The organism is Sphingomonas sanxanigenens DSM 19645 = NX02 (assembly GCF_000512205.2).
GTDB classification, from domain to species: Bacteria; Pseudomonadota; Alphaproteobacteria; order Sphingomonadales; family Sphingomonadaceae; genus Sphingomonas_D; species Sphingomonas_D sanxanigenens.
Window position 1 is genome coordinate 1,056,507 of record NZ_CP006644.1, and the last position, 11,078, is coordinate 1,067,584.

At 63.6% G+C, this 11,078-nt stretch carries 17 protein-coding genes; 9 read left to right on the forward strand and 8 right to left on the reverse strand.

Going from position 1 to position 11,078, the window contains the following annotated elements; all coding sequences use genetic code 11:
- Positions 1-143 precede the first annotated feature (143 nt).
- Complete coding sequence (locus NX02_RS05015; RefSeq protein WP_158013915.1) at positions 144-908, forward strand: hypothetical protein; 765 nt, start codon at positions 144-146, stop codon at positions 906-908.
- Between the two features lie 64 nt (positions 909-972).
- On the opposite strand, the gene istB is transcribed toward NX02_RS05015, so the two are convergent.
- Complete coding sequence (gene istB / locus NX02_RS05020; RefSeq protein WP_025291103.1) at positions 973-1,701, reverse strand: IS21-like element helper ATPase IstB; 729 nt, start codon at positions 1,699-1,701, stop codon at positions 973-975.
- Complete coding sequence (gene istA / locus NX02_RS05025) at positions 1,688-3,199, reverse strand: IS21 family transposase (protein ID WP_025291104.1); 1,512 nt, start codon at positions 3,197-3,199, stop codon at positions 1,688-1,690. Before istA ends, istB begins: the two co-directional genes overlap by 14 nt.
- Before the next feature lie 195 nt (positions 3,200-3,394).
- Between istA and NX02_RS32215 the strand changes: the two genes are divergently transcribed.
- Positions 3,395-3,592, forward strand: coding sequence for a hypothetical protein (locus NX02_RS32215; RefSeq protein ID WP_158013916.1), 198 nt, complete (start codon positions 3,395-3,397; stop codon positions 3,590-3,592).
- Positions 3,589-4,035 (forward strand): hypothetical protein, encoded by a 447-nt coding sequence (locus tag NX02_RS32220; protein WP_158013917.1) that lies wholly within the window; start codon positions 3,589-3,591, stop codon positions 4,033-4,035. Before NX02_RS32215 ends, NX02_RS32220 begins: the two co-directional genes overlap by 4 nt.
- Positions 4,036-5,050: 1,015 nt before the next feature.
- On the opposite strand, the gene NX02_RS05035 is transcribed toward NX02_RS32220, so the two are convergent.
- From NX02_RS05035 to NX02_RS05055, 6 genes are read right to left on the reverse strand one after another with little or no spacing between them, the layout of a single operon-like run.
- Positions 5,051-5,290, reverse strand: a complete 240-nt coding sequence (locus NX02_RS05035) for a hypothetical protein (protein WP_025291106.1) — start codon at positions 5,288-5,290, stop codon at positions 5,051-5,053.
- Positions 5,283-5,789 (reverse strand): hypothetical protein, encoded by a 507-nt coding sequence (locus NX02_RS05040; protein ID WP_025291107.1) that lies wholly within the window; start codon positions 5,787-5,789, stop codon positions 5,283-5,285. Before NX02_RS05040 ends, NX02_RS05035 begins: the two co-directional genes overlap by 8 nt.
- Entirely contained in the window at positions 5,786-6,175 is a 390-nt protein-coding gene (locus NX02_RS05045) for a hypothetical protein (RefSeq protein ID WP_025291108.1), read from the reverse strand. Before NX02_RS05045 ends, NX02_RS05040 begins: the two co-directional genes overlap by 4 nt.
- The gene (locus tag NX02_RS05050; protein ID WP_039996412.1) at positions 6,172-6,408 is read right to left on the reverse strand and encodes a hypothetical protein; all 237 of its coding nucleotides are present in this window, start codon (positions 6,406-6,408) and stop codon (positions 6,172-6,174) included. Before NX02_RS05050 ends, NX02_RS05045 begins: the two co-directional genes overlap by 4 nt.
- Entirely contained in the window at positions 6,405-6,578 is a 174-nt protein-coding gene (locus tag NX02_RS32225; RefSeq protein WP_158013918.1) for a hypothetical protein, read from the reverse strand. Before NX02_RS32225 ends, NX02_RS05050 begins: the two co-directional genes overlap by 4 nt.
- A complete protein-coding gene (locus NX02_RS05055; protein ID WP_158013919.1) occupies positions 6,575-7,363 on the reverse strand; it encodes a hypothetical protein in 789 nt (262 codons plus the stop codon). The genes NX02_RS32225 and NX02_RS05055 overlap by 4 nt, the downstream gene beginning before the upstream one ends.
- Here NX02_RS05055 and NX02_RS05060 point away from each other — a divergent pair.
- From NX02_RS05060 to NX02_RS05080, 6 genes are all read left to right on the forward strand, one after another.
- Entirely contained in the window at positions 7,350-7,649 is a 300-nt protein-coding gene (locus NX02_RS05060) for a helix-turn-helix domain-containing protein (protein WP_211258290.1), read from the forward strand. The two genes, NX02_RS05055 and NX02_RS05060, sit on opposite strands and share 14 nt — an antisense overlap.
- Positions 7,650-7,966: 317 nt before the next feature.
- Positions 7,967-8,116, forward strand: coding sequence for a hypothetical protein (locus NX02_RS32230; RefSeq protein ID WP_158013920.1), 150 nt, complete (start codon positions 7,967-7,969; stop codon positions 8,114-8,116).
- Positions 8,116-8,406: a hypothetical protein gene (locus NX02_RS05065; RefSeq protein ID WP_025291112.1), complete on the forward strand. Its 291-nt coding sequence runs from the start codon at positions 8,116-8,118 to the stop codon at positions 8,404-8,406. Before NX02_RS32230 ends, NX02_RS05065 begins: the two co-directional genes overlap by 1 nt.
- Positions 8,407-8,419: 13 nt before the next feature.
- Positions 8,420-9,484, forward strand: coding sequence for a hypothetical protein (locus tag NX02_RS05070; RefSeq protein WP_025291113.1), 1,065 nt, complete (start codon positions 8,420-8,422; stop codon positions 9,482-9,484).
- On the forward strand, positions 9,481-9,903 hold the full coding sequence (locus NX02_RS05075) for a hypothetical protein (RefSeq protein ID WP_158013921.1): 423 nt from the start codon (positions 9,481-9,483) through the stop codon (positions 9,901-9,903). Before NX02_RS05070 ends, NX02_RS05075 begins: the two co-directional genes overlap by 4 nt.
- Before the next feature lie 59 nt (positions 9,904-9,962).
- Positions 9,963-10,853 carry a hypothetical protein gene (locus tag NX02_RS05080; protein WP_025291115.1) on the forward strand — a complete coding sequence of 297 codons (891 nt, stop codon included), beginning with the start codon at positions 9,963-9,965 and terminating at the stop codon, positions 10,851-10,853.
- The last annotated feature ends 225 nt before the right edge of the window (positions 10,854-11,078 follow it).

Here is an 11,078-nt window from a genome sequence, read left to right on the forward strand (position 1 = left end):
AAGATAGTAAGCCGGCATTCTGGTCGGATGCCGGGGCGTTGGAGTGGCCTAGGGACACGGATCAATGGACGTTCCTCGCTCGCGCTCTGGAAGAGGTGGGCCGAGCGATGCATGGGGCTCATTGGCGGCTGACTGACGCCGGAGTGGATATTCTTAAGCCGCTCCCGCCTTCGCTGCTGTCGCCTCCCGAGCCGCAGGGGTTAGCTTCCTCCCTGCTCAATATCGATCCCAGCCGCCTTGCAGCTTGGCGCCGCGCTGAAGCGGCGCGGAAGTGGCTGCAGCAGGCCATCGAGAGCGGTGCATTGAAGAGCTCGACGCGCCTTGATCGCTTGGGGTCGTTCGAGGAATGCCCGCCCGGTTGGTGGAACGCGGAAAATCTGAGCAAGAGGTGGTCGCGGTGCAGTCTTGACCGCGCAAATCCGATATTCGGCACCGCCGATATGCCCACGGCCCAATACGTCTTCGTGGACCGCCGGGCGTTGGCCGATCTCGTCGCGTCGGCGTTTCTGGACGCATTGCCTACAATCGAGAGCGGCGACCCCAACCCTGAAGAGGATCGCGAGCAGCCCACGGCGCCCTTCTCACCCGATGATCTCGATGAACGCTATAGCGATTTGGCAGGTGAGGCATTGGAATGCAGCTACTGGACTTGGCCGGTTGCTGTTGCCTGGGCCATCGGCGGGATTAAGGCTGCGGGGTTCATCTACGGGTTCTCGCGACAATATCAGGACGCTCAAAACAAACCCGATGCGGAGGTGACCGGCCCTGCCTCCGTGGTGCTCGATGAATATTATGGGGTGTCAATCGGCGTCCAAAAAGGACCCCCTATCGGCGTGCAAAAGGGACCCCCTTCGTCGAGCTGCGTGACAGGTATGGCGGGCGTGCCGTTCGCGCTGGTTGCGGCGTAGGGCGGGCGTAGCTCGACCGGAGGCGCAACCAGCGCGAAGCGTCTTCTGCCGGTAGTCCCTTGCGTCAGCTGCGGTGTTTGAAGCGCCAGCTGTCGTTGCCGGTCTCGACGATGTCGCAATGGTGGGTAATGCGATCGAGCAGCGCGGTGGTCATCTTCGGGTCACCAAAGACGGTTGGCCACTCGCCAAAGGCGAGGTTCGTCGTGACGATGACCGAGGTGCGCTCGTAGAGCTTGCTCACCAGATGGAAGAGCAGCTGACCGCCTGAGCGGGCGAAGGGCAGATAGCCGAGCTCGTCCAGCACCACGACATCGAGGCGGGAGAGCTGTTTTGCGAGCGCGCCGGCTTTGCCGAGGCGGTTCTCCTCCTCGAGCCGGTTCACGAGGTCGACCGTGTTGAAGTAGTGCCCGCGGGCACCGGCCCGCACGACGTTGGCGGTGATGGCGCTGGCCAGGTGTGTCTTGCCGGTGCCCGTACCGCCGACCAGCACGACGTTGCGCTGGCTCGCCAGGAACGAGCCGCTGTGCAGCGAGCGTACGAGCCCCTCGTTGATGGGGGTGCCGTCGAAGACGAAGCCGTCGAGATCCTTCACCGCCGGCAACCTGACGGCCGACATCCGGTATCGGACCGACGCTGCATGGCGGTGGGTTGCCTCGGCACGCAGCAGGTCGGTCAGGATCTCCATCGTCGTGCGCTTGCGCTGTAGTCCGGTGGTCACCGCCTCGTCGAAGGCACTGGCCATGCCCTTCAGGCCGAGACCCGCCATGGCCGTCATCATCTCATGCCGCTGCATGGAGGCCTCGCAGGCTGTCGTAGCGCGTGCAGTCGGCAAGAGGCGGATGACGCAGCGCCAGGTCCTCGGCCGTGACGATGGCCAACGGTCGAGGCGGTTCTCGCCTGCGGGCCAGTATGTTGAGGATGACATCGTCGCTGGTGACGCCGGCCAGCAACGCCTCGCGTACAGCCGCCTCGACGAGGTTCAGCTCGTCGTCGAGCACCGCCGCCAGCACCCGCACGAACCGCCGGTCAGCATCATCGCCAGCGCCTAGCTTGCGCCGGAGCCGCGACAGCGCAGGTGGCAACTCCCAGTTTTGGAATGGTGCACCGTTGCGCAAGGCGCCGGGCTTGGTGACCAGCACCGGCAGATAGTGCCACGGGTCGTAGATGGTCCGGTCGCGTCCGAAAAACCGGGGATGGTCGGCAACGACCTCGCCGTCGCAGCGCACGACGATGCGGTCGGCATAGGCACGGACCTGGACCGCGCGCCGCACCGCCTTGGCCATGACCGAGTAGCGGTTGCGGTCAAAGTTTATCAGGCACGTGCCGCTCACCGCGTGTTCGCTCTCGTAGAACCCGTCGAAGGGCGCGACGACGGGCTGAAGCACGCTGCGCTCCGCAGCCCAGGCCTGAGCGACCGTCAGTTCCTTCTGCTCGGGATGCTGGTGCGTGTCCGCCCAACGGCGACACTCCGCCTCCAGCCAACCGTTCAGCTCCTCAATGCTGGCAAAGCGCAGGCGTGGTTGGAAGAACCGGCCACGTGCCGTCTGCACCTGGTTCTCGACCTGACCCTTCTCCCAACCGGCTGCCGGCGAACATGCCGTCGGTTCGACCATGTAGTGGTTGGCCATGACCAGGAACCGCCGGTTGAAGACCCGCTCCTTGCCGGTGAACACGCTCGTCACCGCGGTCTTCATGTTGTCGTAGATGCCGCGCGTTGGCACGCCCCCGAAAAAGGCGAACGCCCGCGCATGCGCGTCGAACAGCATCTCCTGCGTCTCGCGGGGATAGGCTCGCACGTATATCACTCGCGACGCGCACAGCCGCACATGCGCGACCTTCACGCGCATCGGCTTGCCCGCGATCTCGACGTCCTCATGGCTCCAGTCGAACTGATAGGCCTCGCCCGGCCGGAACAGCAGCGGGATGAACGCCGGCGCATCCATCACGTCGCGACGCCGCGCCTGCCGCCAGCGGGCCGCATAGCGACGCACCGCATCATACGAGCCGTCAAACCCCTCGCGCAGCAGCAGGTCGTGGATACGCGTGATGCGCAGCTTCTCGCGCCGCGGCCGTGCCTCGTCTTCCTTCAACAGCGCATCCAGTCGCACCTGGAATGGTCCGATCTTCGGCAGCGGCTGAACCTCGCGTCGGTAGCCCATGTCCGCCTCCGGCGACCGGATCGCCTTGCGCACCACCCCACGTGACAGATGCAGGTCGCGCATTATCGCCTTGATGGCTTTCCCCGCCGCGTGCTCGCGCCGGATCCTCAACACCGTCTCCAATACCAACATCCCGATCTCGCCGCCTGACACCTGCCAAGCGAACAGCCTAGACCACCGGGATGAGGGGTCCTTTTTCGACGCCGATCACCCCGCTACCGGGGTCCTTTTTCCACGCCGATCCACACACCACGGACCTGTCTAGCCGCGCCATCGCGCGCCAGACAGGCTGCGATCTCTACGTGGTGAGGAAGCTACGCGTCGATCATGACCGAGAGCTTGCGGAGCGTGGCCTTGCGGCAAAAAAATGCCCCTGCGGGCAAGATCTGCACCATCCATTTATGTGCGCGCATCGCATGCATGAGCGCGTGCGGGCGCGGGGTGGACCGGCAATATGTCTGCTGTCGGCTGAAAGGATTGAGCAACTCCGGGCAGACCTTGTGGCTGGAGGGACAGCGCGAGTGATTGCTGAACGCTATGGAGTGCTTCGGTCTGCTGTATGCAGCTTCGTGGAGAGGAATCTATCGCCGGAAGAACGGGTCCTGCGTCAAGACAAGTTCCGTGTTCGGGCATCACAGCGACGCGCCCGGGATCTCACAAAAAAGGTTCAGCGGCCGGCGTCGACCAGCCCAAGCGTTGATCCACTTTACGCCCGCATATCGTCGATGGTGCCGCGGACGATCGACAGGGCGCTGCGCGACGACATGATTAGCGAGGCATACCTGCAGGTGCTGGAGGGGCGCATAAAGGGGAACGCAACGCCCACCGATATGAAGAAGGTGATCAGCGGCGTATTCAGACGCTTTGCGAATAAGTGGGGCGATGTATCGCTCGACGAGCCTGTTTCCGCGGGGTCCGACACGCTGCTGCGCGATATGATACCGGAAGACGCTGGGCTTTACGCCTGAGAGACGGCGCCCGCCGGCCATCCTGTGGGCGCCGCTTCTATTTCCATGCCCATCTAACACTATGCCTCGAAGTAGAGAAAATGGCGACAGTGAGGGTGATGAACAACGTTACGAGTGCTACCAGAGAGGGGGGCCAAGTGGTTTCGACAAAGGTCCTAAGCGTGTGACCTAGGGGATCATATACGACCGCTCCAGATGCCCCGCCAACTTTCTCGACGGGTACAAAGTGCATCAAGATACAGGACGAGAAAAGTACAAATGTAAGTATAAATAGCACGACGTCTGAAATTCTGCTCAATAAAATATCTTGAAGGCGACTTGAGGACATGTCCCCACGAGATATTAGCCCTCCAGATCTGCTAGAAAACAGGGAAAATGACCCCGTGCTTGCCCGAAGCTCGTCAATATCGACGATTGCATTTAGTGGAGCACTGTGCAGGTGTTTTCCTATCCGGTCGCATAGTTTTAGCATAACCTCGATCTGATCCTGGTAACACCAGATCGTTATGTCGCCCTCGTTAACTCGGGTAACAAATAGGCTGGAGTGGAATTGAGTAGATGATCCGGTGAAGATCCCAAAGCGCTCAACTTCCTTCTTGATACTCTCGGGCGGGTTATTTCCTAAGTTGCGCAATCCAAGATCGCGATGATGGTCATTAGAACCTATGGTTACGTATCGTTCTGCGCCCGCTGGACCAATCTTTATCTTGCCAGTCGCGGGATCGATCTTTTGGGCATCATATCTAGTCTCAAAGCCAAGCCCTTTGAATACCTTCCGAATTGCGTCATCATCGATGCCGCTCGGGTATGCGATGAGGTTCAGTGGAATAGGTATTCTTGCAAACATATCGAGCCCCCTCGAATCTTAACTGTTCGCTCAGATTGAACTCCAAAATTCAAGATGACGCTACCTACAACTGCCAGGTCGCATACAGCTTCGATTCCGAAGAAAAGGCCCGGCTGTGACACCGGGCCTGAATGATGCCAGGATGGCAACTCAGTTGTGGTGATACCGCTACGACTGGTTGAGCGGCCCCCGCGCCTGGTTGATGCCGTAGCGCGGGAAGATCACACCTTCCTCGGGCTCGGTGCCATCATGCTCCCGGTCCTCATCGCCGGGCTCAAGATCCGGATCGCCGTCCATGTCGTCCAGGCGGTCGATCAGGCGTTGCGTAAGGCGAGCGAGCGCGGGCCGGGGAAGCGAGGGAATGGCGGCGAGCAGCACCGCCAGCGGGGTGGAGGCGTGACTAGCCACGGGCCACCTCCATGACGAGCCAGCCGGAATTGGCTGGGACGCCCTGCTCGGCGACGCGCCGGGCGAGCGTGTCATGATGATCGCGCACCGCCTGCTGCATGTCGGCCCAGATCTCGAACCGCCGTTGCTCCGAGCGCGAACCGAACACGTCGGCCAGATCGATGCAGGCTTGCACCTTGCCGTTCCGCATGATCAGCCGCCCGCCGATCATCATAAAGTCGTTGAGGATACGGCCCAGCCCCAACGCCTCCGCGGCGCGGTCGATCAGCATGTTGTGTAGCGCCTCGCGCTCGGGGCCGTGTTCTTCAACCTGCCGATACAGCTTACGCGCGATGGCCTGATGCTCGTCGGGATGGTCGCCGACGTACCAGCCGAGCGACAGGTGATCGAACTTCATGGCGTACCAGCCGCCCACGGCTTCGAACTGAGCGAGCCATGCCGCCGGGTCGAAGGTGGGGGCGGCCTCGGCCGCGCCCGTGGTCTGTGCAGCGCCGATCATGACCGCACCTCATCAAGCGCGCGCTGGATGTCGAAGCGTTCGCCGAAACTGCCCACATGGGAAATGACGGAGGCTAGCGCCTGTTCGTACATCTCCCCCTTCCTGACTGTCGCCCATGCGGTGAGCGCCTTGCGCACCTCAAGCTGTTGCCCTGGAGTGAGGACGCCAAGAATTGCCATGAGGATTAGATAATCGGGGCCGGTGTCCATCCGGCTGATCAGTTCCGCTCGTTTTCGGCCGATCCGGATCGTCGGCGGTTCCGCCTTATGCGGCCATTGCGTCTCTGTGCGCAGCCGGGCCATCTCGGCGCGGCTCTCGCGGTTATAGCGCTGCTGCACCTTGCGCGGCGAGGCGGTGGGCAGCTTGACGACGTTGGAGGCGCTCATGCCCGCGCCTCCCCGTCCAGCTTGGCAATGTGGGCGATGATCCGCGCCTGCACATGGTCGCGGGGCGTACGGCCCCGGCGGATGTGCCCGACCATCTTAGGGTCTGCCACGGCATCGATGCCGAACCGGGTGGCGCTGATGTCGTGACGGCGTAGCGCCCCCTCGATGCGGCCAAGCAGGTTGCGATGGGCGGGCACGGCAGTGGTGCGGAGATTGGTGCGATAGGCGATCATGAGTGCGCCTCCGGGGACATAAGGGTCAGGCCGCCGATCGTGCCGGCGACGCCGAGCATGAGCAGCGTGAACGAGGCGAGGGCCGCCTCGGTGATGTTGCTGGCGAAGGTGACGCTGGCGACGCCGCAGAGGGTCAGCAGCGCGCCGTTGCGGATGGGGTGGCGCTTCATGCTGCGCTACTCGCTGCGAGGCGGGCGATGTCCGCCGTGACGGCCTTGGCAGTGAAGCCGAGTTCAAAGCCCTCCGTCTCGTTGATGATCCCGATCTTTTCGTTGAGTTCGGTGATCGTGTTGACCGGATGCATGATCGCCGCTTCCAGCGCCTCGCACTCGGCATCGGTGAGGTCGCTGCCTCGTTCATCCAGCTTGTCGATGCCGTGGCGGTCGTGAAGGCTCTGCCTCTCGGCCTCGCGCTGGTCCGCGGCGGCCACGAATGCCAGCATGTCGGTGTGCCACGTGTCGTTCAGTTGGAGGCCGCGTCTCACCGACCTAGTGTCAGGCGACTGCCCGTCCGATCGGGGACCGGCGAACGAGCGAGCAAACTGAACATCGCCGGGGTTCTGCGTTGTCAGCATGCGGCGCCCGCCCATCGCATCGTACGTCATGGTGTGATGCGGCAGCGCATCTGCCTCGCGCTGGTAGGCATTAAACGCCGGCATATAGACATCGCGATCAAACGCCTTCCGCGTCGCCTCTGCTTTGCGATAGGTGGCGAGCAGTTCCGTCCAACGCGAAGAGGGCACCGTCGCGGTGGCCGCCGGGATCGCTGCGACAGGCGCGAGCGCGATTGCGCCGAGAACGGCGCGTCGTGTAGTTCTCTCCATAGTCGTTCCTCGCTTGCTGAGGTTTCGATCAGGCCGGGGAGCGAGGGGCCTAATCCTCTCTTCCCGGCCGTCACCCGCGATGGGGTAACGCTCACCGTTATCAATCCATGACAATTGCATGTCAACGGTCATCGTTATGTTGATCGTTCAGCGTTATTCGATTATGTGCGCGCGCATGATCACACCAGCGACATGCCGCGCGGCTCGCGCGCTCATCGGAATGCAGCAGGTCGAGCTTGCTACGGCGGCCGGCGTGGGGGAATCCACCGTGCGGAATTACGAGGCGGGGCGATCGGTGCCGATCGCGAACAACCTTGCTGCGATACAGGCTGCGCTTGGGGCGGCCGGGGTGGAGATCATTGGGGAGGGCGCAGACCCAGGCAGGGGCGGCGCTGGCGTTCGGCTGAAACTAAAATAGACCGAAATAGTATCGAGTGCGGCCCGCCTAAAATAGGCTCGGATAGGGGGCATCTAATCCATGGTTAGCGGCTCCGCCTGAACGCCGCTGCTGACGGATGACGCAGAAACCCCAGCAAAACCGCCTTCGAAATTCCCCGAGAATCCGGGGGAAATATGCTGGTCCACCTCCGATTGGCGTGCCGGCAATCACCCGGCAATCACCACCTCGATTTTCTCGCTGCTGCAGCGTGCCTATTCGCGTGCCGTGCGGCGGGCGTTTCCTTGTGCGCCTACCGTGAATATGGTAGTTATGACTATCGTTTCACGGAGGGTTAGATGCGCGGTGTCACCCACGACGTAAAAGCCAATTTCATGGTCAATGGCGCCCTGCTGCAACGCGCGCGGGCGACTGCCGGCCGGCGCGGCATGTCGCTTTCGGAGTTCATGCGCGCAGCGGTACGTAGCGAGATTGAGAGGGCGCAGTGATGCACAGCGTCGCCGCCCCCGAGACGCTGATGCCGCTCGATGTGGCGTTGCTCAGCCCCGCTGAACTGAAGGCGGGCGCCGAGACCGTCTATCGCCTTGCGAAAGGCTTGAGCGCCGAGATGGCCCATCACCTGTGCGCGGACTTCTGCGACGTGTGGGACAGCATCACGACGCTACCCGACAACATGCTGACGTTGCTGCACAGCCCGCAAGGCTGGACGGCGATTGCCGGCATGATCGCATTCGACTTGGGCGCAGCGGCAAAGCCGTTCGTGCCGACCGTGCATTGAGGAAGGGGCAGGCATGACGGACATCCGTTGGAATATCTTGCAGCCGGTGGACATCGGCGCCGCGTTTCAGGAGGGCATGGCGCAGGGGGAACAGCAGCGCGCCAAGATCGACACGCGCAATGCCTTGGCCGCGTATGCTGCCAATCCCGAAGATCGGAACGTGTTTCAGTCCGCTTTCGCCACGCTGGCGGAGAGCAACCCTGAGGCGGCTTTCCGCTTGGCGGAACACCAGCGCGCCGCCGACGAGCGGCGCCGCAACTCTGACTATCGCTCTGCATATGGTCGCTATGTCGGCGGGGACACGAGTGCGGGAAGCCCCAACGGCGGTAAGCCGGTGGACATCACGACGGGCGGCGTGACGATGCCGGGCCTTGCCTCGGGGGCGCCTGGCATCGTGACCGGCGATCAGCCGCCTATGCCGCGAGATGCGGGCGGCGAGGCTCTGGCCCGCGCTGGCGGACAGCCTTCCGGGATGGTTGATCCCCGCGAACAGGCGTGGCGCGAGATGGTGGCGGCCGATCCCGAAAAAGCGGTCTCGGCGCGCGATGCCGAGTTCAAGCAGCAGTCGGAGCGCCTCAAGGTCGCGAATGACGCCTACGGCTACGCGATCAGCCGCTTGCAGGGCGCCACTGACGAGGCAAGCTATCAGGCGATCCGCAATGGCTTCCTGCAGATGCTGGCGCCGCTCGGGATCGCCGATCAGGTGGCAGGCAATATCCCCGCCAATTACCCCGGCCCGGAGGGCGTCCAGCAGCTTCTGATGTCGGCCATGGACGCCAAGGCGCAGTTGGAGGCGCAAGCGCGGCAGGATCGGCTTGATTGGGACATCCAAGACGACGAGATCGATAATACGCGCGAGGACCGCAAGGCCGATAGCATCATCACCAGTCGCACGGTGCGGGATGGCGTTTCGCAGCAGCGGGAAGCGCGCATGGGGACGCGAGAGGCGCGGCTCGGTCGCGGCGGCGGTTCTGGCGGTGGTCGTCGCCGGGGTGGCAGTGCAAGCGGCCCAACTGCGACCGGCCCGAATGGCGAAAAGATCCGCTGGGACGGCAAGGCGTGGGTGCCGGCTCGGTGAGCGAGCGAAGCCTCGGCGAAACCTTTGAGCTCGCTTCGCGGGGCGATGGCAGCGCGCAGTACGAAATGGCGCAGCATACCATCCGATTGCTGAATGCCGGGGCGGTGCCTTGGGGCGTCGGCGTTGCGGAGGCGTTGCTGTGGGCGCGCCAGGCGGAAATTAACGGCGCCGATCCGGTGGTGCGAACCACGATCACCGGCTTGCTGCTCATTTACACCAGCCTCGCCCAGCAGGAGGGAATCCCCGAAATGGCAGCGGCTGAGTTCGCCGAGGCAATCGCCCGCCTCGATGCGCTCGCCGATGCTGGCGACGAGATGGCCGGCAGTGCGCTGGCGGCAGTGCTGGACGAAGCCAGCCCGGTAATCCTCGCTTGGGCGAAGACGATCAGAAACGCAGGCAAAAGGGACGGAAGCTTATGATTGGTGGCGCAGCAACGGGGCCGCGTGCTGGTCTCTTCGGCAATCCGCTGGCTGGGCAAATGTCCGACTGGCGGCGGGTGACGGAGATCCCGCAGGATGTGATTACGCCGGGCGGCGGCATCGGGGGTGGTCTGCCCGGTGCCCAGCCGATGCCACAGCGCGGGATGATGTTCCCGAGCGTCTCGCCGGATGTGATTGATCAGCCGGCGCCCGCCCCGCAAGCAGGCCGGGGGATGTTCTTCTCTGCCCCATCGTCGATAGCGCCGAGCGGCCCTGCGAATATCGACATGCCGAATGTGCGCCGCATCAAGCCGGGCTTTTTCCAGAAGGGCGGCACAGGTCAGAAGATTGCGGAGATCCTTGGGCCGGCGCTGCTGGGCTTCGCTGCCGGCGATAATCCCGTCTACGGCCAAATCCTGCTTGAGCGGATGCGGCAGAAGCGCGCGGAGGCCGACTATTCCCGGGAGCGCGCAGACCGGCTTGCCGATCGTGATGACGAGCGGAACTGGAAGGCGAACGAAAAGCGCTATTTCCAGTCTGGCGAGGATTATTGGCAGTTCGATCCCATCACGGGCACCTCGTCCCGCGTCGCCGATGCCCCTTCGGCGGGCGAGGAATATGCCTCGGCGATGGGCTTCGACCCCGACACGGACGATTACCGCGACGCCATCCGTGATTACATCTTGCGCGGCTCGGGGCCGACCGCGACCGGGAACGATCTGCTTATCGAGGAAGCCCGCCAGGGCAACCGCGAGGCACTGGAGGCACTGAGGCAGCGCAACCGGCTACAGACGCGCGGCACGCCCACATGGCGACAGCAGAACCCGGAACCTCGCTCGCCGCGCGCAACGCGCAATGCCGGCGGCTCAGGAAGCGGCCGGCGAACCGCGACAGGACCGGGCGGCAAGAAGGTCGAATGGGATGGCTCGCGCTGGGTGCCGGTGAACTGATGGCCGTTCCTCCGCCCCCGCCGGGATTCACGCTTGATAGCGACATCCCGCCTCCGCCCCGTGGCTTTACGCTGGACAGCACCGCCCCTGCCGCGCCCAGTGGGATGATGTTCCCACGGCCGGCGGCAAAGCGTCGTCGGGTCAGCCCGCTGCCGTCTCCTGTGCCGTCGCCGCTGCCAACGCCTCAACCGTCCAGCGCGGACGCAGAGGCTGATGCACTCGCCC